This is a genomic window from Streptomyces sp. V3I7, from assembly GCF_030817495.1.
GTDB lineage: Bacteria > Actinomycetota > Actinomycetes > Streptomycetales > Streptomycetaceae > Streptomyces.
This window is the reverse complement of sequence record NZ_JAUSZK010000001.1, coordinates 4,376,285-4,398,708: the sequence shown is the minus strand read 5'-3', so window position 1 is coordinate 4,398,708 and position 22,424 is coordinate 4,376,285. Positions and strand designations below refer to the sequence as shown.

The window sequence follows — 22,424 nt, the reverse complement described above, 5'->3', positions numbered from 1 at the left end:
GTAAGAGGGCAGACGCAACAGCGCACGAGCGGGCCGGGGTCACGCGTCTCACCCCGGCCCGTTGCCCTGCGGCTCCGCCGGGACGACCCGCTTCTCCTCCGCGAACAGGCACGCCGAGTCGTGAGCCGCGGGCCCGGACCGGTCCCGGAACGCCGCGGGCACCGCCAGCGCCGGCACCTCCTGCGCGCACCGCTCCCGGGCCTTCCAGCAGCGGGTGCGGAAGCGGCAGCCCGACGGGATGTTCGTCGGCGAGGGGACGTCACCGCTCAGGATGATCCGCTCGCGGTGCTCGCGGGCCTCCGGGTCGGGCACGGGCACCGCGGAGAGCAGCGCCTGGGTGTAGGGGTGGGTCGGATGGTCGTAGATCTCGGCGTCCGTGCCGGTCTCCACGATCCGCCCGAGGTACACACCGCGACCCGGTCGGAGATGTGCCGCACGATCGACAGGTCGTGCGCGATGAAGACGTAACTCAGATCGAACTCGCTCTGCAGCCGGTCCAGCAGGTTGATCACCTGGGCCTGTACCGACACGTCCAGCGCCGACACCGGTTCGTCGGCGACGATCACCTCGGGCCGCAGCGCCAACCCCCGGGCGATGCCGATGCGTTGGCGCTGGCCGCCGGAGAACTGGTGCGGATAGCGGCTGATGTGCTCGGGGTTGAGGCCGACGACCTCCAGCAGCTCCTGCACCTTGCGGCGCCGCTCGCCCTTCGGGGCCGCCTCGGGGTGGATCTCGTACGGCTCCCCGACGATGTCACCCACCGTCATGCGGGGGTTGAGGGAGGTGTACGGGTCCTGGAAGACCATCTGGATGTTGCGGCGTACGGCCCTGAGCGCCCGGCCGGACAGGCGGGTGACGTCCTCGCCCTTGAACCGGATCGTCCCGGCCGTCGGCCGCTCCAGGTGGCACAGCAGCCGGGCCAGCGTCGACTTGCCGCAGCCGGACTCGCCCACGACGCCGAGGGTTTCACCTCGCCCGAGGCTGAAGTCGACGCCGTCGACGGCCTTCACGGCGCCGATCTGCTTCCTGAACAGCACGCCACGTGTGAGCGGGTAGTGCTTGACCAGCCCGCTGACCTCCAGGATCGGCTCAGTGGTCGAGGCCATTGAGGCACTCCCTCCAGAAGTGGCAGGCGCTGGCGCGCTCTTCGTCGACCGCGTACAGCGGGGGCTCGTCGGTGCGGCACACGTCGCGGGCCATCGGGCAGCGGGGGTGGAAGGCGCAGCCGGGCGGGATGTGGGTGAGGCTGGGCGGCAGGCCCTTGATGGCGGACAGCTCCTGGCCCTTCTGGTCCAGGCGCGGGATGGATTCCAGCAGGCCGCGCGTGTACGGGTGCGCGGGCGCCTTGTAGATGTCGTGGACGGGGGCCGACTCGACGATCCGTCCGGCGTACATCACGGCGATGCGGTCCGCCACGTCGGCGACGACGCCCAGGTCGTGGGTGATCAGGATGAGCCCCATGCGGTACTCGCGCTGCAACTCGGCCAGCAGCTCCATGACTTGGGCCTGCACGGTGACGTCGAGGGCGGTGGTGGGCTCGTCGGCGATGATGAGCGCGGGCTCCAGCGCCAGCGCCATGGCGATCATGATGCGCTGGCGCATGCCGCCGGAGAACTGGTGCGGGAAGTCGCGGACGCGCTGTGCGGCGCCCGGGATCCGGACCCGGTCCATCAGCTCGACGGCCCTGGCCCGCGCGTCCTTGCGCGACATCCCGCGGTGCACGACGAACATCTCGCCGAGCTGGTCGCCCACGGTGAGCACGGGGTTGAGGGCGGACAGCGCGTCCTGGAAGATCATGGCCATCTCGGCCCCGCGGATCCGCCTGCGCTCGTCCTCCTTCAGCTTCAGCAGGTCCCTGCCCTGGAAGAGGATCTCGCCGCCGGTGATCCTCGCGGGCGGGGTGTCGAGGATGCCCATCACGGCCTGCGCGGTCACCGACTTGCCCGACCCGGACTCGCCGAGCACGGCCAGCGTCTGCCCCGCGTCCACGCCGAAGGTGACCCCGTTGACGGCTCTGGCGGTGCCGTCCCGAGTTCCGAACTCCACGTGCAGATCGCGCACTTCGAGCAGCACGGCGGCTCACCTCAGCCTCGGGTCGAGGGCGTCGCGCACCGCGTCGCCGAGCATGATGAACGCCAGGACGGTGATCGCCAGTGCGCCGGAGGGCCACAGCAGGGCGTGCGGGGCGTTGCGGATGTAGGGGGAGGCGGCGGAGATGTCGATGCCCCAGGAGATGCTCGGCGGCTTCAGGCCCACGCCGAGGTACGACAGGGTCGCCTCCAGCGAGATGTAGGTGCCGAGCGCGATGGTGGCCACGACGATGACCGGCGCGACGGCGTTGGGCGCGATGTGCCGCAGCAGGATGCGGGTGTGGGAGGCGCCGAGGGCGCGGGCGGCCTGGACGTAGTCGTTCTGCTTGGCGGTGATGACCGCGCCGCGTGCGATGCGGCACAGCTGCGGCCAGCCGAGCAGCACCATGAACCCGATGACGGGCCAGACGGTGTTGCTGGTCACCACGGACAGCAGGACGAGCCCGCCGAGGACGACGGGGATGGCGAAGAAGACGTCGGTGATCCGGGACAGGATCCCGTCCCACAGCCCGCCGAAGTACCCGGCGAGCCCGCCGAGGACGGACCCGAGGACCGCGACCCCCAGCGTGGCGAGGACGCCGACCGTGACGGACGTACGGGCGCCGTACACGGTCCGCGTGTAGACGTCGCAGCCCTGGCCGTCGAAGCCGAAGGGGTGGCCCGGCTGGGAGCCCTCCTGGGCCTTGGCGAGGTCGCACTTCAGGGGGTTGCCGGAGGCGATCAGCGAGGGCCAGACCGAGATGAGGACGAGGAAGCAGATGATGAGCGCGCAGACCACGAAGACGGGGTTGCGGCGCAGGTCCCGCCAGGCGTCGGACCACAGGCTGCGCGGGCGCCCCTCGGCGGCGGCCGGCGGGTACGGCGGTCCGGCGCCGGGGCCCTGCGGCGGGGCCGGGCCCCGCTCCAGCGTCTCGGCCTCGCTCGCCGCCAGGTCCATCCCGCCGCCCATGCCGGTGCCGGCGATGGCGCCCTCGGATTCGTAGGACTGCTCAGGCATAGCGGATCCTCGGGTCGAGTACGGCGTACAGCAGGTCGACGAGCAGGTTGGCGACCAGGAAGACGAGGACGAGGACCGTCACGAAGCCGACGACGGTCTGGGTGTTCTGCCGCAGGATGCCCTGGTAGAGCTGGAAGCCGACGCCGTGGATGTTGAAGATCCGCTCGGTGACGATGGCGCCGCCCATCAGCGCGCCGACGTCGGTGCCGATGAAGGTGACCACGGGGATGAGGGAGTTGCGCAGCAGATGCCGGGTGACGACCCGGCGGCGGGGCAGTCCCTTGGCGATGGCCGTACGGACGTAGTCGGCCCGCTTGTTCTCGGCGATGGAGGTGCGGGTGAGCCGGGTGACGTAGGCGAGGGAGACCGAGGCGAGGACCAGGCCCGGCACGATCAGCTCGTCGAAGGGGGCCGCCGGTGACACCGACGGCTGGATCCAGTGCCACTCGACGCCGAGCAGCAGCTGGAGCACGAGGCCGGTGACGAAGACCGGCACGGAGATGACGACGAGGGTGAGCAGCAGCACCGCCGTGTCGACGGGCCGCCCGCGCCGCAGTCCGGTGACCACGCCGAGGGTGATGCCGACGGCGACCTCGAAGACGATCGCCACGATGGTGAGCCGGACGGTGACGGGGAACGAGGCCGCCATCAGCTCGGTGACCGGCTGCCCGTTGAACGCCGTACCGAAGTCGCCGGTGAAGACGTTGCCCATGTAGGTGGCGTACTGCTGCCACACCGGCTGGTCGAGGCCGAACTCCTTCTTCAGCTGCGCGGCGGTGGCCGGGTCGCAGGCCCGCTCGCCGCACAGGCCGGCCACGGGGTCGCCCATCACGTTGACCATCAGGAAGATCAGCAGCGTGGCCCCGACGAAGACCGGGATCATCTGCAGCAGCCGCCGCAGGACGTAGCGACCCATGGGATCAGCCGACCTTGATCTCGTTGTAGACGGGGACGCTGAAGGGGTTCAGCGCCACGTGGGACAGCCGCTGCGAGTAGCCGGCGCTGCCGTTCTGGTACCAGAGCGGGATGGCGGCCATGTCGTCCCGTACGACCTCCTCGGCCTGCTGGAAGAGCCGCACCGCCTTCGCGGGGTCCGACTGGGCGTTGGCCTGGTCGACGAGCCGGTCGAAGTCCTTGCTGGACCACTTGCCGTCATTGGAGGAGGCGTTGGTGTAGTACATCGGCTGGAGGAAGTTCTGGATGAGCGGGTAGTCCATCTGCCAGCCGGCCCGGAACGGCCCCGGCATCGCGTGCCGCCCGATCTGGTTGCGGAAGTCGGCGAAGGTGCCGACCGGGTTGCCGACGCAGGCCCTGTCGCTGCCGAGCGCGTTGTTGACGGAGTTGCACACGGCGTCGATCCACTCGCGGTGCGAGCCGGTGTCCGCGTTGTAGCTGATCCTGACCTGGCCGCCGGGGATGCCGCCGCCCTCGCGGACGAGCCTCTTGGCCGCGGCGGGATCGTAGTCGCAGGCCTTCCCGCACAGCCCCTTCTTGTAGCCGCCGTCGGGGCCGAGGACGGGCGAGGTCCAGTCGGTGGCGGGGGTGCGGGTCTGCCGGAAGATCGTGTCGGTGATCTGCCTGCGGTTGATCGCCATGGACAGGCCGGTACGGACCTTCTCCGAGCCGGGCTTGTTCCACTTCTTGTCGTAGAACGGGAACTCCAGCGTCTGGATGATGCCGGCCGGGGTGTTGATGTACCGGTCGCCCAGGTCGGTCCTCACGTTCTTCAACTGGGCGGCGGGGACGTCGTCGACGAGGTCGAGGTTGCCGGCCATCAGGTCGGTGTAGGCAGTGTTGCCGTCGGTGTAGACCATGAGCGTCACCCCGCCGTTCTGCGCCTTGTCGGGGCCGGGGTAGCGGTTCCACTTCTTCAGGTTCATCTGCGAGCCCTTGAGGTACGACTCGATCCTGTACGGCCCGTTGCCGACCGGCTTCTTCACCCAGGCCGCGTGATCGGTGAAGAAGGCGCGCGGCAGCGGGGCGAAGGCGGCGTAGCCGAGGGTGTCGGGGAAGCCGGAGAACTTCTGGCCGAGCCGGACGGTGAAGGTGCGCGGGCCGGTCACCTTCAGCCCGGAGAGCGTGTCGGCGCTCTGCGCGCCGCTCTCGGGGTGGACCTTCTCATAGCCCTCGATGTAGCCGAAGAAGTACGCGTTCTTCTGGTTGTTCCGCAGACTCGCGCCGTAGTTCCAGGCGTCCACGAAGGACCGAGCGGTCACCTTCTCGCCGTTGCTGAACCGCCAGCCGTCCTTGACGGTGATGGTGAAGTTCCGCGAGTCCGAGGTCTCGATCCTCTCGGCGAGCATGTCCTTGGCCTCGCCGGTCCGCGGGTCGTACTTCTTCAGCCCCCGGAAGATCATGTCGAGGACCTTGCCGCCCTGCACCTCGTTGGTGTTGGCCGGCTCCAGCGGGTTCTGGGGGTCACCCCAGGAGGAGGTGAGCACGGCGCGCTCGCCGCCTGCGGTAGTGCCGGTTCCGCAGGCGGTCGCCGCGAGCGCCACCAGCACCGTGACGGCGGCCCCTCCGGCGCGCGCCGCCCGCCGCCGGGCGTGCCTCCTGGCTCCACGCATGGCGCGCCTCCTCCGTGCTGGCCGATCCCTCGAACCCTTACCGGTAAATATTGGGCTAATCGGCACATATTCCATGTAAGCGCCACCCGCGGAGGGAGAACCGGGCCGCCGTTTCCTTTGGTGCCGACGGTCGTTGGGCGAAGCATGACGGACCTGGTCACGCGGCTGGTGCCGGACGAGTTGTGGGTGCTCTTCCGGCAGGTGGTGCCACCGGTCGAGGTGCGGCGACCGCAGGGCGGGGGCCGGCGCCGGGCGGGCGATCGCGAGACGCTGGCCGCGATCGTCTTCGTGGCCACGTCCGGCTGCACCTGGCGGCAGCTCCCGCCGGTGTTCGGCCCGAGCTGGCCGACGGTCTACCGGCGTTTCGCCGAGTGGAGCGGGGACCGGGTGTGGGCGAGGCTCCAGCGCGCGGTCCTCGCCGAGCTCGACTCCCCCGGCGCCGCGGAGGACTGGTCCCGCCGCGCGATCGCCTGCGTCGGCGCCCGGGCCGCGAACGGCGCCGCGGCCCCCGGGGCCACCTCGCCGGCCAAATGAAACAGCGCTGCGCCGGCCCGGGTCATCCGGATGCAGGCACGCGGAGCGGCCCCGTTCACCGCGCCGCACAACGGAAACGGCCGGGCGCGGAGGCAGAAAGCCGCCTCCGCGCCCGGCCGTCGGGCACGATCCCCTGGACCGGTGTCAGTCCTCGGTGCTCTCGTCGCCGGACTCGGCGGCGGCCTCCAGGGCCTTCAGCGCCGGGTCCATGACGACGTCCTCGTCACGCGCCTCCGTGGTCGGGTCCTCCGGGAAGTGGCAGGCCGTCAGGTGGCCCGCGCGGTTGCCGGAGAGCTGGACCAGCGGCGGCTCGTCGGTCGCGCACTTGTCCTGCGCCTTCCAGCACCGGGTGCGGAACCGGCAGCCGGACGGCGGGGCGATCGGCGAGGGCACGTCACCGTAGAGCCGGATGCGCTCGCGCGGCTCGGTGTCGTCGCCGACCTCGACCTCGGGCACGGCCGACAGAAGGGCGTGCGTGTAGGGGTGCCGCGGCCGGTTGTAGATCGAGTCACGGTCGCCGACCTCGACGACCTTGCCGAGGTACATGACCGCGACGCGCTGCGAGAAGTGCCGTACGACGGCCAGGTCGTGGGCGATGAACAGGAACGCGATGCCCAGCTCGTCCTGGACCTGCTTGAGCAGGTTGACCACCTGCGCCTGGATCGACACGTCGAGCGCGGAGACCGGCTCGTCGGCGACGATCAGCTTCGGGTTCAGGGCCAGCGCGCGGGCGACGCCGATGCGCTGGCGCTGGCCGCCGGAGAACTCGTGCGGGAAGCGGTTGTAGTGCTCGGGGTTGAGGCCCACGAGCTCCAGCAGCTCCCGCACCCGCTTCTCCCGGCCGCCCTGCGGCTCGATCCCGTTGACCTCCATCGGCGACTTGATGATCGTGCCGACGGTCTGCCGCGGGTTCAGCGAGGAGTACGGGTCCTGGAAGATCATCTGGATCTCGGACCGCACGGGCGCGAGCTGCCTGCGCGAGGCACGCGTGATGTCGTTGCCGGCGTACGTGATCGTTCCGGCGGTGGGCTCCAGCAGCCGGGTGATCAGGCGGCCGGTGGTCGACTTGCCGCAGCCCGACTCACCGACCAGGCCCACGGCCTCGCCGACGCCGACCGTCAGGTCCACGCCGTCGACGGCCTGCACGGCGCCGACCTTGCGCTTGATCGGGAAGCCGCCGTAGATCGGGAAGTGCTTGGTCAGACCCTGCACCTCCAGCAGTGCCTCGCGCGCGGAGGCTCCGGCGGTGTCCTGCGGTGCGGGGAGGGTGACGTTGTCGCTCATGTCTCGGTTCTCCCTAGCGCAGCCGGGGCTGGATCTTGTCGATGAAGATGGCCTGCTTCTGCTCGGCCGTCAGGTGACACGCGGCGGCCCGGCCCTCGGCGAGCGGCGGGCGCTTGTCGGTGCACAGCGTGCCGGGCACCTCGTCCTTGAAGGCGCACCGCGGGTGGAACGGGCAGCCCGAGGGCAGGTTGAGCAGCGAGGGCGGCGAGCCGGGGATCGGCACGAGCTCCTCGTCGACGTCGCTGTCCAGGCGCGGCATGGAGCTGAGCAGACCCCAGGTGTAGGGGTGGCTCGGCTCGCGCATGACCTCGCGGACACTGCCGCGCTCAACTGCCCGGCCGGCGTACATCACGAGCAGGTCGTCGGCCATGTTGGAGATGACGCCGAGGTCGTGCGTGATGAAGATGATCGCGGAGCCGAACTCCTGCTGGAGGTCCTTGAGCAGGTCCAGGATCTGGGCCTGCACGGTGACGTCCAGCGCGGTGGTCGGCTCGTCGGCGATCAGCAGGTCGGGGTCGCACATCAGCGCCATGGCGATCATCGCGCGCTGGCGCATACCGCCGGAGAACTGGTGCGGGTAGTCGTCGAAGCGCGTCTTGGGCTGCGGGATGCCGACCTTCTCCAGCATCTGCACCGCCCGGTCCTTCGCCTCCTTCTTCGAGGCGCCGGTGTGCTTCATGTACGGCTCGGACAGCTGGCGGCCCACCGAGTAGAACGGCGACAGCGCGGTCAGCGGGTCCTGGAAGATCATCGCCATCTTGTTGCCGCGGAGCCGTTCCAGCTCCTTCTCGTTGGCGGTGACGAGTTCCTTGCCGTCGAGGACGATCTCGCCGTCGATGGTGGTGGTGCGGGGGTTGTGGAGGCCCAGGATCGTCAGGTTGGTGACGGACTTGCCCGATCCGGACTCGCCGACGATGCCCAGGGTCTTGCCGCGCTCGACGTCGAAGGACAGGCCGTCGACGGCCTTGACGATGCCGTCCTCGGTGGAGAACTGCACCTTCAGATCGCGCACCGACAGGAAGCTCTCCGAGCCCGAAGGGGCCGGTGCGTCCTCGGTCTTGGTCAGTGTGGTCACGGTGGTTCGTTCTTCCTAGGAGAGCCGGACGCGCGGGTCGATGTACGCGTACGCGATGTCGGTGAGGATGTTCGTCAGCAGGATGAAGAAGGCGCCGAACATCATGACGCCCATGGTCAGCGGGAGGTCCTTCGTCTGCGCACCCTGCACCGCGAGGCGGCCGATCCCCTGGAGGGAGAAGGTGATCTCGGTGACGACGGCACCGCCGAGCATGCTGCTGACGTCGATACCGAGAACGGTGACGATGGGGATCATCGCGCCGCGCCAGGCGTAACGGAAGAACACGTACTTGCGGCCCATGCCCTTGGCGCGGGCGGTGCGGACGTGGTCCTCGGCGAGCTGCTCGATCATCGACGCGCGCGCCATACGCGTGTACTGCGCGGTGAAGATGGTGGCCATCACGAGCGTCGGCAGCAGCATGCCCATGAACCAGCCGAACGGGTCCTGGGTGATCGGGACGTACCGGGGGTTCTCCATCCAGCCCGTGCTGTACACGAAGATGATCAGGACGATCGGGCCGAGGAAGTAGATCTGGAACGAACTGAGGACCATCGAGGCGCCGGTGGCGATCCTGTCGGTCAGTGACCCCCTCTTGTACGCGGCGATCATGCCCGCGCCGACGCCGACGAGGAGGAACACGACCGCGCCGCCGACGGTGAGCGTCAGCGTCGTCGGGAAGCGGTCCATGATCGTGTCCCAGACCGGGTCGCCCGAGTAGAACGACATGCCCAGGCACGGGGCCGCGCAGTGACCGGTCGGGAAGTCACGTCCCAGCACGATGCCGGACATGAAGTCCCAGAACTGCTGGTACAGCGGGAGGTCCAGGCCCAGTGCCGAGCGGATGTCCTCCAGTCTCTGAGGAGAGCAGTCCTTGCCGCAGGCCAGGGAGGCGTAGTCGGAGGGGGCGGCGACGAACAGGAAGAACGTGGCGGCACCGAGGAGGAACAGGGTGAGTGCGGCACCGACTGAGCGCCGGATGATGAACTGAAACATGGCGGGAAGGCTGCTCTCTGCGGAGATGATGGGAAGTGTCACGGAGGTGCGGGGGCGTGCTCCGCCTGGTGCACGCCCCCGCGATCAGCCGTAGAGAGTTACGACTTCTTCAGGTACAGGTGGTTGATGTCGATGAGGCTGGACACCGAGCCGTAGCGAGCGCCACCGATGTTCGAACCGGAGAGCTGGAACACCTTGGTGTACCAGAGCGGGGCGCCCGGGATGACCTGCTCCAGCAGGTAGTGCTGGGCTTCCTTCCAGGTCTTGGCGGCCTCGGCCGGCTGCTGGGTCATGGCCTTCTTGATGAGCTCGCCGACCTTCGGGTCCTTGACGTGCGAGTAGTTCGGCGAACCGTCGGAGACCTGGGCCGGGTCGTAGACGGGCGTGATCACGGTGCCGGCGGACGGCCAGTCCTGACCCCAGCCCGTGATGTACATGTCGTACGGGTTGTCGAGCTTGCCGATCTGCTCGTAGTAGCTCGCGCTGTCGACCTCCTTGGAGACGACCTGGAGGCCGACCTTGGTGAGGGCGTCCTCGATGGCGACCTTGCGCTTCTGGCCCGCCTCGTTGTTGCCGTAGGCGAAGACGACCTTCTTCTCGGAGGCCGGGACGCTCTTCAGGATCTCCTTGGCCTTCGCGATGTTGCCCTGCGGCGTCTTCAGACGGCCGTACGGGTCGTACTTGGCCTCGTAGTCGGGCAGCGTCGGGGCGAAGTAGTTCGGGGCCACGTCGCCGCCGTAGGCACCGCCCTCACCGGCGATGAGCGACTTGGAGTTGACGGCGTAGGCGATGGCCTCGCGGACCTTCTTGTCCTTCACCCGGTCGAGGTTGAAGGAGAGCTGCATGACGTAGGGCTGGTAGCCCTTCGTGGTGCGCTTGTTGACCACGGGGTTGCTGATGACGTCCTGGATCTGGGTGGCCTCGACGGCACCCGTCAGCTGGATGGCGTTCTTGTCGTCACCCTGGTCGGCGATCAGACGCTTGGTCTGGGTCGACTCGGTCACGCCGAAGTCGAAGTTGAAGCCGTCCACGTACTGGTGGCGCACCGAGTCGGTCTTCGGGTCCCAGTTGGTGTTCTTGGTGAGAACGAGGGACTTGCCGAGCTTGTACGAAGCGACCTTGTACGGGCCCGTGGCGAGCGGGGCCTTGTCGTAGCGCTCCTTGGTGTCCGCCTTCTCGGGGACGACCGCGTAGCCGGCCATGGCCAGCGTCTGCGGCAGGTCGGGGCGCGGCTGGTCGAAGTGGAAGACGACCGTCTTGTCGTCCGGGGTGTCCAGGACGGAGGCGGGCAGGTGCTTGCCGTCGAAGCCGCCGCCGGGCAGGAGCTTGCGGTAGTTCGAGGCGTACTTCTCACCGGCGAGCCACGTCTGCAGGTAGGGCGGGCCGTCGAAGATGAACTTCGCGAACTGGCGCTCGACCGTGTGACGCACGTCCTTGGACGTGATGGCGTTGCCCTTCGCGTCCTTGACGCCGTCCTTCAGGGTGAAGGTCCAGGTCTTGCCGCCGTCGGAGGACTTGCCCGAGTCGGTGGCGAGGTCGCCGACGATCGAGACGTTGCCCTTGTCGTCCTCCTGGAACTGGGTCAGGCGACGGAAGAGCAGGTTGGCGACCTGACCGGCGTCCGAGACGTAGATCTGGCCCGGGTCGAGGTGGGACAGGCCCGCCTCCTGGTAGACCTGGACGGTGCCGCCGCTCTTGGCACCGGGGATCTCCTTGGCCGGGCCGGTGGAGGCGGCGGCGTCGAGGTAGGCGACCGGCTTCGACTGGGCCGAGGCTTCCTTCTGGTCCTTCTTGGAGTCGGTGCCGGAGTTGCCGCCCGTGTTCTGGGAGCAGCCCGTGAGCACGAGGGAGCCGGCCGCTATCGCGACGACGATGGCGTGAGCTCTGCGCGTGGTGAACGACTTCATGTTGGCGAATGCACCTACCTGTCGGTTGTTATCCGTGAGTACTGCCTGACGCGGCTGGCAGGCCGACGCGGGGGCGGCAGTCACCCCCCACCAACGGACGATCTACCGCCCGGACTTGGGGTCGAAGGCGTCCCGGACCGAGTCTCCGAGGAGGTTGAAGGCCAGAACGAAGATCACCAGCGCCACGCCGGGGAAGAAGATGAACGCGGGGTCCTGCTGCGCATAAGCGGAACCGGCCGCGAACAGTCGACCCCAGTCCGGAGTCGGTTCGACGAAGCCGACGCCGGCGAAGGAGAGGAAGGCGATGGTGAGGATGGTGCTGGGAAGCTGGTACGTGAACTGCACCAGGATCGGCGACACCACGTTGGGCAGGATCTCCTTGCGGACGATCCGCCACGGCGAGGCGCCGGAGACCTTGGCGGCTTCGACGAACTCCCGCTCGCGCAGCGACAGCACGGTGGAGCGCACCAGACGGGCCATGCCCATCCAGCCCAGCAGCCACAGCACGATCAGCATGGCGAGCGCGCGGAAGTACGTGGGGGTCTCCTCCCGCGGATCGACGAAGAACGCGGTCACCACCGGCATGAAGGCGATGAAGAACAGCTGCTGCGGAAACGCGAGGAAGAAGTCGGTGACCCGGCCGATCCAGTAGTCGGTGCGGCCGCCGAAGTAGCCGCCGATCAGGCCGATGACGATGCCCGTGACCATGAGCAGCGTGGTGACGCCGAGAGCCATGAACAGCGAGGTGCGCATGCCGAACACCAGCATGGCGAACACGTCACGGCCGTACTGCGGCTCCACACCGAACCAGTGGGCCCCGGAGACTCCGCCGAACCAGCCGAGCGGAAGCCCGAAGTCGTCCAGCACCGGCTTGTCCATGTAGGTCGGGTCCTGGCCGTACAGCGTGTACGGGTCGGTGCCGCTCAGCTTCACCAGAAGCGGCGCGGCGAGCGCGATCACGAAGTAGGAAATCACTACCCACGCGCAGATGACACCGTTACGGTCTCGCTTGAAGCGCTGCCACATCAACTGACCGGGGGAACGGCCCTCGAGCTTCACTGCTGCCTTGACGGGCTCGGGCTCCGACTCGAGCTCGGGGTCCAAGGCGACTGGACTGGTCATGTGTTTTCTTCCCCCGGGGGGTTCGAGAGTTCAGCGCAGGGCAGATACCGGCAGGTTCTGCGGTTTGGGGGAACTTTCGCCAACGCGTTCAACGCGCGTCAAGGGAGGAAGACATAGGGATATCCCTAACGGCAATATTTTGAGCAAAAATTGCAGCGATTGACACCTGGGCGCGCTTGACAGCCGAGGTGACGGTCCGTCATGTCGGACATATACGGCACCAATTGTGTTTACCTGCCCGAAACTTGATCACCAGATCACCGATATGCGAACACCTCGGCAGTGACTCCGGGCAGGACTTCCGACGCCGTTCACGGATACGACAAAGCCCGGCCCCTCCCGTCGACGGGAGGAACCGGGCTCGATGTCGCTCGGGCGTGGCCCGGGGGTACGTCAGCCGTGCTTGGCGCGGCTCGCGGCGCGGGCGCGCTCGCGGGCGTCCAGGTTCACCTTGCGGATGCGGACGGCCTCCGGGGTCACCTCGACGCACTCGTCGTCGCGGCAGAACTCCAGGGACTGCTCCAGCGACAGCTTGCGCGGCGGGACGATCGCCTCGAACGAGTCGGCCGAGGACGACCGCATGTTCGTGAGCTTCTTCTCCTTGGTGATGTTGACGTCCATGTCGTCGGCGCGCGAGTTCTCGCCGACGATCATGCCCTCGTACACCTCGGTGCCCGGCTCCACGAAGAGCACGCCGCGCTCCTGGAGGTTCGTCATCGCGAACGCGGTGACGGCGCCGGAGCGGTCGGCGACCAGGGAGCCGTTGTTGCGGGTCTGCAGCGCGCCGAACCACGGCTCGTGGCCCTCGTGGATGGAGTGGCCGATGCCGGTGCCGCGGGTCTGCGTCAGGAACTCGGTCCGGAAGCCGATCAGACCACGGGACGGGACGACGAACTCCATGCGGACCCAGCCGGAGCCGTGGTTGGACATGTTGTCCATACGGCCCTTGCGGACGCCCATGAGCTGCGTGACGGCGCCCATGTGCTCCTCGGGCACGTCGATCGTCATGCGCTCGACCGGCTCGTGGACCTTGCCGTCGATCTCGCGGGTGACCACCTGGGGCTTGCCGACGGTCAGCTCGTAGCCCTCGCGGCGCATCTGCTCGACCAGGATGGCCAGCGCCAGCTCACCGCGGCCCTGCACCTCCCAGGCGTCGGGACGCTCGGTGTCGAGCACGCGCAGCGAGACGTTACCGATCAGCTCGCGGTCGAGGCGGTCCTTGACCTGGCGGGCGGTGACCTTGCGGTCCTTGACCGCGGCCTTGGCCTCGGCGCCCTTGCCGGTGCCGCCACGGCCGACCAGCGGCGAGGTGTTGGTGCCGATGACCATGGAGATCGCGGGCTCGTCGACCGTGATCAGCGGGAGGGCGACCGGGTTCTCCGGGTCGGCCAGCGTCTCACCGATCATGATGTCGGGGATACCGGCGACGGCGCAGATGTCACCCGGGCCGGCCACCTCGGCGGGCTTGCGGGTGAGGGCCTCGGTCATCATCAGCTCGGTGATGCGCACGTTGCTGACCGAGCCGTCGCGCTTGATCCAGGCCACGGTCTGGCCCTTGCGCAGCTCGCCCTGCTCGACACGGAGCAGCGCGATACGGCCGAGGAAGTTGTCCGCGTCGAGGTTGGTGACGTGGGCCTGGAGCGGCGCGTCCTCCTCGTACGTGGGGGCCGGGATGTGCTCCAGGATCGTGGAGAAGAACGGCTCCAGGCTGGTGGAGTCCGAGGGGACCGTGCCGTCGTCGGGCTTGGTCAGCGAGGCGATGCCGTCACGGCCGCAGGCGTAGACGATCGGGAACTCGATCTGGTCCTCGTCCGCGTCCAGGTCGAGGAAGAGGTCGTACGTCTCGTTGACGACCTCGTCGATCCGGGAGTCCGGCCGGTCCGTCTTGTTGATGCACAGGATGACGGGCAGGCGCTGCTGGAGGGCCTTGCGCAGCACGAAGCGGGTCTGCGGCAGCGGGCCCTCGGAGGCGTCCACCAGCAGCACGACGCCGTCGACCATCGACAGACCGCGCTCGACCTCGCCACCGAAGTCGGCGTGGCCGGGGGTGTCGATGATGTTGATCGTGATCGGGTCCCCGCCGTCCTTGGGGTGGTACTTGACCGCCGTGTTCTTGGCGAGGATCGTGATGCCCTTCTCACGCTCCAGGTCGTTCGAGTCCATCATGCGGTCGTCGACGCCTTCGAGCTGGTGAGCGGCGAAGGCGCCGGCCTGCTTCAGCATGCCGTCGACGATGGTCGTCTTGCCGTGGTCGACGTGGGCGACGATGGCGACGTTGCGAATGTCGTGGCGCGTGGCCATATTGCGACGTACTCCCGGAGTGTGAGGAAGGCCTGTGCGTGCGTCCGTTGGACGCGGGCCCTGCCGGGCTTGACACGCCACGGCCTCACCCCATGTTACGTGGCCCCGCGGGAAGCGGCCTCCGCAGGGCCACGGGGCCTCAGCCGGCCGACGGGCTCGCCGGAACCTTCGCGCCCTTCTTCAGGAATCCCAGGTCCTCGTAGACGGGGGTCTGGAAGCCGAAGGCACCCGCGTTGGCCAGGTTGGTCCTGGCGGCGACGAGCTGGGGGCGCTGGTAGAGCGGGATGGAGGCGGCGGCGGCCCAGATGCGGGCGTCGGCCTTGCGGATCAGGTCCCGCGACTCGCCCTCGTCGAGCGTGCCGGCGGCCTGGTCGAAGAGCTGGTCGACCTGGTCGGTGCCGACGCGCGTGTAGTTCTGCTCGATGTTCAGCGAACCGTCGGCGGCCGGGACCGGCTTGGCGTAGATCGGGCGGGCGTCGGTGGCGGGGAAGGCCGAGGACGGCCAGGAGTACAGGGCGAGGTCGTACTGGCCGGCCGCGATGTGGTCCTTGAAGTAGCTCTGGTCGGCGACCTTGGTGATCTCGGTCTGCATGCCGACCTTCTCCAGCATCCCGGAGATCCGGTCGGCGACGGCCCGCAGGTTCTCCGAGCCGGGGCCTGAGGGCAGGACGAAGCGCAGCATGAGCGGCTTGCCGTCCTTGGCGAGCGGCCCCTTCACGGCGCCGGCCGGGGCCGCGGTGCCCTTGGGGGCGTACGCGCCCGGGGCGCCGCCCTGCGGCGGGTGCTTGTCGGTGTGCTGCTTGCCGTCCTGCGCGAGGTGCGCGCCGCCCTCGTCGGCGGGCGCCTTGTTGTCGTCCTCGCCGACGATGTACGTGCCGTCGTCGCCGTCCTCGGAGGGCTGCCCGCTCTCCTGGTCCGCGCCCGCCTCGGGACCGGCCGCCTTCTCGGGCTTCTTCTCCGCCTTGACGGGGCCGCCGGGCACCCAGCCCGCGTCGGCGAGCAGGGCCTGCGCCTCCTCGGTGTCCTGGCCGCCGAGGGCGTCGCTGCTGTCGGCGTAGGCGTCCTGTCCGGACAGGGCGAGGTGGCTGCCGACGGGCTTGGCGGGCAGGCCGAGCGGTGTGAGGACGGCCTTGGCGATCTGCTCCCGGTCGAGGGCGCGGGCGACGGCGCGGCGCACGCGCTCGTCGGTGAGCGGGCCGCTGGAGCCGTTGAGCGCGAGCTGGGTGTAGGCGGGCTCCAGGGACTTGCGGAGCTCGAAGCCGCTGAGGGCCTGCTCCCGCAGCAGCTTCTTGACGGAGGTGCGCCCGCCGCCCTGGACCGGGCCGCCGTTGCCCTTGGGCGCGGAGGAGATGCGCTCGGCGTCGGCCGGGTCGACGTCGGCGAGGTCGACGGTGCCGGCGGTGAGGGCGGCGGTGCGCTGGTCGCGGGGCACGGCCTGGAGCACGATCTCGGACAGCTTGGCCGGGTGGCCCCACCAGCGGGGGTTGCGGGCGAGGACGATGTCCTTGCCGGCCGTGTCGACCTTCTGCACCTGGAAGGGGCCGGCGGTGACGGCCAGTTTGCGGCGCGCCCCGTCGTTGAAGGCGTCCGGGGTGCCCGTGACGTCCTTCGGGTACAGCGGGGAGAACAGCGACTTCCAGTCGGCGTACGGGCGGCTGAAGGTGACCCGTACCTCCAGGTCGTTGGCGCCGCGCTCGATCTTCTCGATGCGGTCGTAGCCGGCGTTGCGGGCGGTCCAGTAGGCGGTGTCCTTGCCGGCCAGGGCGCGCCACTGGGCGGCGAAGTCGGCGGCGCCGATCTCCCGGCCGTCGCTCCAGACGGCCTGCTGGTTGAGCTTGTACAGGACGACCTGGCGGGGCTCGGTCGCGACGACCTTGGCGCTCTCCAGGAAGTCGGGGTTGCGCACCGGACGCCCGGCCTTGTCGAGCCGGAACATCGACGGCAGGACGGCCTGGGCGACCCGGGTGGTGCCCGCGTCGGCGTCGGCCTGGAAGGCGTTGAGGGTCTCCGGCATCGCGTCCACGGCCCAGTGCAGGGTGCCGCCGTCGGCGACCTGGGCGCGGCCGGCGGGCGCGATGTCCTGGCCGGCCAGCGGGTGGCTCGCCTCTTCGTCGGAACTGCAGCCGGCGAGGAAGCCGGCCGCGAGCGCGCCGGCGGAGAGGAAGGCGACCGCGCGCATGACCGCGCGGAGTCCGACGCCGTCGTGGGACATCTCTGCTACCTCCGGGGAGCCCGGTGACGTGGGTGTGGTCTGTTCACATTTGGCGGTATTTTGGAGCTGATCAGATCTACGGACCCACTGAAGAGGAAATGGTTCGCCCGCCGGGGGCGACACGGCGACGGGGGCTCCCAAGCCCACCCGTGCGGCGCAACACGCGCCCCGGCGCACACACAGCGCGCATGTGGGTGTGCGGGCGCACGGCACAGGGGCACGATCCGCCAATCGCTGCACACGCCTTCACATCGACAGGTGTGACGCGCAACACTCGCAGGCGCATGAACGTTGCCGCCTTGGACCATGAGGTCCGCGGAAGTGAGGTCACGTCATGTCCGTGAACGACGACCTGACATCAGTACAGCGCTGCGTCGACGAGCTGTCCCGGTCCGTCGACCGCCTGGAGCAGCGGCTCGGAAGCGGCGGACTGGAGATGCGCCGCGTCCGAGCCGACGCCGACCACCTGCGCGAGAGCCTCGCGCTGCTGCGGGAGGCGGCGCCCCGGCTGTCCCAGCAGCGCAGCCCCGAGCTCGTGACCATCTCCGACACCCCCTACGACATCACCCTGTGGACGGACTCGGACGACGAGGGCCTCGGCGCCCGCGACCGGCACGCCCCGTAACCCGATCCCGACCGGAGTCGTCAATTGGCCACTGGTACGGAACCTCAACAGAACAGCGGGGGTGTCCACGCCCCCGCACGCGCCGAGATCGCCGCTTCGAACCTGCGCACCGACCGCTGGTGGCTGGCGCCCGCCGTCACCGCGGCCGGTCTGCTCGCCTTCGTCGTCTACTCGACCTGGCGGGCCTTCGCCGACGCGGACTACTACGCGGCGCCGTACGTCTCGCCGTTCTACTCGCCCTGTCTGGCGGAGAACTGCGCGACCATGCACGGCGGCCCGAACGCCGACCTCTTCGGCAGCTGGTGGGCGATCTCCCCGGCGATCATCATCCTGATCTTCCCGCTGGGCTTCCGCCTGACCTGCTACTACTACCGCAAGGCCTACTACCGCAGCTTCTGGGCGTCCCCGCCCGCCTGCGCGGTGGCCGAGCCGCACCAGAAGTACACCGGCGAGACCCGCTTCCCGCTGATCCTGCAGAACGTCCACCGGTACTTCTTCTACGCCGCTCTCCTGGTCGCCGGCGTGCTGACCTACGACACCGTGCTCGCCTTCCGTGACGAGCACTACCGGTGGGGCCACATGGGCCTGGGCACCCTGGTGTTCCTGGCCAACATCGTGCTGATCTGGGCGTACACCCTCTCCTGCCACTCCTGCCGGCACATCGTCGGCGGGAAGCTCAAGCACTTCTCCCGGCACCCGGTGCGCTACCGGCTGTGGCAGTGGGTCAGCGCGCTCAACGCCCGGCACATGCAGCTCGCCTGGGCGTCGCTGGTGAGCGTGGCGCTCGCCGACTTCTACGTATACCTGCTGGCGTCCGGCGTCTTCGCCGATCCGCGCTTCTTCTAGATGGGGTGGGACCTTCTGATGTCCGTGGTCGACCGGCAGGAATGGGACGTCGTCGTGGTCGGCGCCGGTGGCGCCGGGCTGCGTGCCGCCATCGAGGCACGCGAGCGCGGCGCCCGTACGGCCGTGATCTGCAAGTCGCTGTTCGGCAAGGCGCACACCGTGATGGCCGAGGGCGGTATCGCGGCGGCGATGGCCAACGTCAACGAGCACGACGACTGGCAGGTCCACTTCCGCGACACCATGCGCGGCGGCAAGTTCCTCAACCAGTGGCGGATGGCCGAGCTGCACGCGCGCGAGGCCCCGGACCGGGTGTGGGAGCTGGAGACCTGGGGCGCGCTGTTCGACCGCACCAAGGACGGGAAGATCTCCCAGCGCAACTTCGGCGGCCACGAGTACCCGCGCCTCGCCCACGTCGGCGACCGCACGGGCCTTGAGCTGATCCGCACGCTCCAGCAGAGGATCGTGGCGCTCCAGCAGGAGGACTTCTCGGAGACCGGGGACTACGAGTCCCGGCTGAAGGTCTTCCAGGAGTGCACGGTCACCCGGATCCTGAAGGACGGCTCGCGGGTGAGCGGCGTCTTCGCGTACGAGCGCGAGTCGGGCCGTTTCCTCGTGCTCGAAGCACCCGCCGTCGTGGTCGCGACGGGCGGGATCGGCAAGTCCTTCAAGGTCACGTCGAACTCGTGGGAGTACACGGGCGACGGCCACGCGCTGGCGCTCCTCGCCGGGGCGCCGCTGCTGAACATGGAGTTCGTGCAGTTCCACCCGACGGGCATGGTCTGGCCGCCGTCGGTGAAGGGCATCCTGGTCACCGAGTCCGTCCGCGGCGACGGCGGTGTCCTGCGGAACTCCGAGGGCAAGCGGTTCATGTTCGACTACATCCCGGACGTCTTCAAGGAGAAGTACGCCGAGTCCGAGGAGGAGGGCGACCGCTGGTACGACGACCCGGACAACAACCGGCGTCCCCCGGAGCTGCTCCCCCGTGACGAGGTGGCCCGCGCCATCAACGCCGAGGTGAAGGCGGGCCGCGGCTCCCCGCACGGCGGTGTCTTCCTCGACGTCTCCACGCGCATGCCCGCCGAGGTGATCCGGCGCCGGCTGCCGTCGATGTACCACCAGTTCAAGGAGCTGGCGGACGTCGACATCACGGCGGAGGCGATGGAGGTCGGGCCGACCTGCCACTACGTGATGGGCGGCATCGCGGTCGACTCCGACACGGCGGCGGCCCGCGGGGTGCCCGGGCTGTACGCGGCCGGGGAGGTCGCGGGCGGCATGCACGGCTCCAACCGGCTCGGCGGCAACTCGCTCTCCGACCTGCTGGTGTTCGGACGCCGGGCGGGCTGGCACGCGGCGGAGTACGCGACGGGGCTCACGGGACGCCCTGCCGTGGATGAGGTCCAGGTCGACACGGCGGCGGCGGAGGCGCTGCGGCCGTTCTCGGCGGAGGGCCCGGTCGAGGGCGAGGAGGAGGGGCGGCCGCCGGAGAACCCGTACACCCTCCACCAGGAACTCCAGCAGACCATGAACGACCTGGTCGGCATCATCCGCCGCGAGGGGGAGATGGAGCAGGCCCTGCAGAAGCTGGCCGAGCTGCGTGTGCGGGCGCGGCGGGCCGGGGTCGAGGGGCACCGCCAGTTCAACCCGGGCTGGCATCTCGCCCTGGACCTCAGGAACATGCTGCTGGTCAGCGAGTGCGTGGCCCGGGCGGCGCTGGAGCGCACCGAGTCGCGCGGCGGCCACACCCGCGAGGACCATCCGACGATGGACCGGCGCTGGCGCAACGTGAACCTGCTGTGCGCGCTCGCCGACCCCACGGGCGGCCTGGCGGCCACCGACCCGGTCCGCGGCCAGATCCGGCTCAGCCGCGAGACCACCGAACCCGTCCGCCCCGACCTGCTCGCCCTCTTCGAGAAGGAGGAGCTGGTCAAGTACCTGGCCGAAGAGGAGCTCTACGATTGAGTAGCTACGAGGCCCGCTTCAAGGTGTGGCGCGGCGACGACGAGGGCGGCGGCCTGGAGGACTTCAAGGTCGAGGTGAACGAGGGCGAGGTCGTCCTCGACATCATCCACCGCATCCAGGCCACCCAGGCGCCCGACCTCGCCGTGCGCTGGAACTGCAAGGCGGGCAAGTGCGGTTCGTGCTCCGCCGAGATCAACGGGCGGCCCCGGCTGATGTGCATGACGCGGATGTCGGTGTTCACCCAGGACGAGACGATCACGGTCACGCCGCTGCGCGCGTTCCCGGTGATCCGTGACCTGGTGACCGACGTCGGCTTCAACTACCAGAAGGCCAGGGAGGTTCCGTCCTTCGTGCCGCCTGCCGGACTCGGTCCGGGCGAGTACCGGATGATGCAGGAGGACGTCGAGCGCTCGCAGGAGTTCCGCAAGTGCATCGAGTGCTTCCTGTGCCAGGACACGTGCCATGTGGTCCGCGACCACGAGGAGAACAAGAAGGCGTTCGCCGGACCGCGCTTCCTGATGCGCGTGGCCGAGCTGGACATGCACCCCCTGGACGCGGCCGCCGAGACCGGCCTGGACCGCAAGACCGCGGCCCAGGAGGAACACGGCCTCGGCTACTGCAACATCACCAAGTGCTGCACGGAGGTCTGCCCGGAGGGCATCAAGATCACGGACAATGCCTTGATCCCCTTGAAGGAACGGGCCGTGGACCGGAAGTACGACCCGTTGGTGTGGCTCGGTTCGAAGATCCGGAGGCGGTCTTCCTGACAGGGTCAGGCGGTGGGGCCGGGGCGCTCACTCCTCGTCCGCAGCGCCAGGCCCGACAGGAACATGGCCAACCCGACGAGGTCATAAGGGAAGCCGAAGGGCCTGAAGATCATCACGGCCGCCCCGATCCCGAACACCAGCGTGGCGCACCCCCACAGCCTCGGCCTGAGAATCCGGACCCGGTACCGCTGCCGGCCGATCGGCAGGATCCATCCGGACGCGATGGCCGCGACACCGCTCACCACGAGCAGCGCCACGAGCACCGCCCCCAGCACGTCCACGACCATATCCACGGTATTCATGCGCCCCCCACCAAGATCATGTGCATGATGATCAGCGTGCCACCAGATCCAGCGCCTGGACCATGTTGTGTTCCGCAATACCTCGCATGGTTTCCGTAAAGGGAAAGTCCCCGTCGAGCAGCCGGAGCGGGCCCGCGACGAGGTTGAGCCCCAGTCCTCTTCGACGCTCCGCCTCTTCGACCCGTGTGGACCACCCGAATCCGGGAGAGCGCCCAGTCCCACAGGCTCATGCCGCCCTTCCCACTTGCGGGTCCCAGGCCTGGATCGTGGTGAGTGCCGACGTGACGATCTCGACATCACGGTCCGGCGCGGCTTTGATCAGCGCCATCATCCCCCCGTCGCCGCGTACCGCCATCGACAGCGCTTCCGCGTCGGGCACAAGGGTCCGGCGCACCGCGTCAGCGCGCTTGCACCCAGCCCTTCCGGTAGGCCGACCAGTCGGCCTCCGTGGCCGCGAAGTCCACGTACAGGGCCACGCCGAAGCGGGCGCGGTCCGCGTTCGTGCGGGACAGGCCGAGGCGGACGCCCCGGACAGCGGCCGGGACGGTCTCGGCGTGCGCCCAGTGTCCGAAGCGGTTCTCGTGATAGAAGGGCAGGCCCATGAGGAGGTCGGTGGAGGCGGGGTGACCTCCAGGGCGAGTGCCGTCTGCTGGGCGACGTAGCCGCCGTACAGGCTCTCCAGCGGCTGCATGGTGTCGTACGACATCACGGCGATCTGGTCGACACGGCGGGCCACCTGCCCGAAGAACTTCTGCGACCACCACTTGGGGTGGTTGGTGGTCGCGGCCCAGGTCGAAGCCGTCCCCCGCGCGCATTCACCCCGCTCGCGCGGCCGCTCACCCG

18 protein-coding genes and 3 pseudogenes are annotated in these 22,424 nt (G+C 69.2%); 5 read left to right on the top strand and 16 right to left on the bottom strand.

Annotated features, from left to right (window positions below; all coding sequences use genetic code 11):
* Window positions 1-48: 48 nt before the first annotated feature.
* The 5 genes and pseudogenes from QFZ74_RS20660 to QFZ74_RS20640 form a co-directional block, all read right to left on the bottom strand.
* Window positions 49-1,106 (bottom strand): annotated as a pseudogene (locus tag QFZ74_RS20660) (ABC transporter ATP-binding protein).
* Entirely contained in the window at window positions 1,090-2,073 is a 984-nt protein-coding gene (locus QFZ74_RS20655) for an ABC transporter ATP-binding protein (RefSeq protein WP_307622282.1), read from the bottom strand. The pseudogene QFZ74_RS20660 and the gene QFZ74_RS20655 overlap by 17 nt, the downstream one beginning before the upstream one ends.
* A 6-nt stretch (window positions 2,074-2,079) precedes the next feature.
* A complete protein-coding gene (locus QFZ74_RS20650) occupies window positions 2,080-3,087 on the bottom strand; it encodes an ABC transporter permease (RefSeq protein WP_307622281.1) in 1,008 nt (335 codons plus the stop codon).
* Window positions 3,080-4,003, bottom strand: coding sequence for an ABC transporter permease (locus QFZ74_RS20645; protein ID WP_307622280.1), 924 nt, complete (start codon window positions 4,001-4,003; stop codon window positions 3,080-3,082). The genes QFZ74_RS20650 and QFZ74_RS20645 overlap by 8 nt, the downstream gene beginning before the upstream one ends.
* A 4-nt stretch (window positions 4,004-4,007) precedes the next feature.
* On the bottom strand, window positions 4,008-5,654 hold the full coding sequence (locus tag QFZ74_RS20640) for an ABC transporter substrate-binding protein (protein WP_307622279.1): 1,647 nt from the start codon (window positions 5,652-5,654) through the stop codon (window positions 4,008-4,010).
* A gap of 144 nt (window positions 5,655-5,798) precedes the next feature.
* Between QFZ74_RS20640 and QFZ74_RS20635 the strand changes: the two genes are divergently transcribed.
* The gene (locus QFZ74_RS20635) at window positions 5,799-6,188 is read left to right on the top strand and encodes a transposase (protein WP_373462420.1); all 390 of its coding nucleotides are present in this window, start codon (window positions 5,799-5,801) and stop codon (window positions 6,186-6,188) included.
* Window positions 6,189-6,332: 144 nt separating this feature from the next.
* Here the strand turns inward: QFZ74_RS20635 and QFZ74_RS20630 are convergent, their stop codons facing one another.
* The 7 genes from QFZ74_RS20630 to QFZ74_RS20600 form a co-directional block, all read right to left on the bottom strand.
* Window positions 6,333-7,472, bottom strand: a complete 1,140-nt coding sequence (locus QFZ74_RS20630; protein WP_307622278.1) for an ABC transporter ATP-binding protein — start codon at window positions 7,470-7,472, stop codon at window positions 6,333-6,335.
* A gap of 13 nt (window positions 7,473-7,485) precedes the next feature.
* Entirely contained in the window at window positions 7,486-8,547 is a 1,062-nt protein-coding gene (locus tag QFZ74_RS20625; protein WP_307622277.1) for an ABC transporter ATP-binding protein, read from the bottom strand.
* Between the two features lie 15 nt (window positions 8,548-8,562).
* Complete coding sequence (locus QFZ74_RS20620) at window positions 8,563-9,540, bottom strand: ABC transporter permease (RefSeq protein ID WP_307622276.1); 978 nt, start codon at window positions 9,538-9,540, stop codon at window positions 8,563-8,565.
* A 98-nt stretch (window positions 9,541-9,638) separates the two neighbouring features.
* A complete protein-coding gene (locus QFZ74_RS20615) occupies window positions 9,639-11,447 on the bottom strand; it encodes an ABC transporter substrate-binding protein (protein WP_307622275.1) in 1,809 nt (602 codons plus the stop codon).
* Window positions 11,448-11,549: 102 nt separating this feature from the next.
* Complete coding sequence (locus tag QFZ74_RS20610) at window positions 11,550-12,569, bottom strand: ABC transporter permease (protein ID WP_307622274.1); 1,020 nt, start codon at window positions 12,567-12,569, stop codon at window positions 11,550-11,552.
* Window positions 12,570-12,962: 393 nt separating this feature from the next.
* Window positions 12,963-14,870, bottom strand: a complete 1,908-nt coding sequence (typA, locus tag QFZ74_RS20605) for a translational GTPase TypA (protein ID WP_307622273.1) — start codon at window positions 14,868-14,870, stop codon at window positions 12,963-12,965.
* Between the two features lie 139 nt (window positions 14,871-15,009).
* Window positions 15,010-17,082 (bottom strand): ABC transporter family substrate-binding protein, encoded by a 2,073-nt coding sequence (locus QFZ74_RS20600; protein ID WP_307622272.1) that lies wholly within the window; start codon window positions 17,080-17,082, stop codon window positions 15,010-15,012.
* A gap of 334 nt (window positions 17,083-17,416) precedes the next feature.
* On the opposite strand from QFZ74_RS20600, the gene QFZ74_RS20595 reads away from it, so the two are divergent.
* Genes QFZ74_RS20595 through QFZ74_RS20580 form a run of 4 tightly spaced genes read left to right on the top strand, consistent with a single transcriptional unit; the run spans window position 17,417 to window position 21,279 of the window.
* Window positions 17,417-17,707, top strand: coding sequence for a hypothetical protein (locus tag QFZ74_RS20595; RefSeq protein WP_307622271.1), 291 nt, complete (start codon window positions 17,417-17,419; stop codon window positions 17,705-17,707).
* Between the two features lie 24 nt (window positions 17,708-17,731).
* Window positions 17,732-18,553 (top strand): hypothetical protein, encoded by an 822-nt coding sequence (locus QFZ74_RS20590; RefSeq protein ID WP_307622270.1) that lies wholly within the window; start codon window positions 17,732-17,734, stop codon window positions 18,551-18,553.
* An 18-nt stretch (window positions 18,554-18,571) separates the two neighbouring features.
* Complete coding sequence (locus QFZ74_RS20585) at window positions 18,572-20,512, top strand: fumarate reductase/succinate dehydrogenase flavoprotein subunit (protein ID WP_307622269.1); 1,941 nt, start codon at window positions 18,572-18,574, stop codon at window positions 20,510-20,512.
* Window positions 20,509-21,279 (top strand): succinate dehydrogenase/fumarate reductase iron-sulfur subunit, encoded by a 771-nt coding sequence (locus QFZ74_RS20580; RefSeq protein ID WP_307622268.1) that lies wholly within the window; start codon window positions 20,509-20,511, stop codon window positions 21,277-21,279. Before QFZ74_RS20585 ends, QFZ74_RS20580 begins: the two co-directional genes overlap by 4 nt.
* A gap of 5 nt (window positions 21,280-21,284) precedes the next feature.
* On the opposite strand, the gene QFZ74_RS20575 is transcribed toward QFZ74_RS20580, so the two are convergent.
* From QFZ74_RS20575 to QFZ74_RS20560, 4 genes and pseudogenes are all read right to left on the bottom strand, one after another.
* Window positions 21,285-21,581 (bottom strand): hypothetical protein, encoded by a 297-nt coding sequence (locus QFZ74_RS20575; protein WP_307622267.1) that lies wholly within the window; start codon window positions 21,579-21,581, stop codon window positions 21,285-21,287.
* Window positions 21,582-21,612: 31 nt separating this feature from the next.
* Window positions 21,613-21,729 (bottom strand): annotated as a pseudogene (locus QFZ74_RS20570) (aminoglycoside phosphotransferase family protein); the annotation flags it as partial.
* A 78-nt stretch (window positions 21,730-21,807) separates the two neighbouring features.
* Window positions 21,808-21,960 carry a hypothetical protein gene (locus QFZ74_RS20565; RefSeq protein ID WP_307622266.1) on the bottom strand — a complete coding sequence of 51 codons (153 nt, stop codon included), beginning with the start codon at window positions 21,958-21,960 and terminating at the stop codon, window positions 21,808-21,810.
* A gap of 19 nt (window positions 21,961-21,979) precedes the next feature.
* Window positions 21,980-22,371, bottom strand: a pseudogene (locus QFZ74_RS20560) (hypothetical protein); the annotation flags it as partial.
* Window positions 22,372-22,424 lie beyond the last annotated feature (53 nt).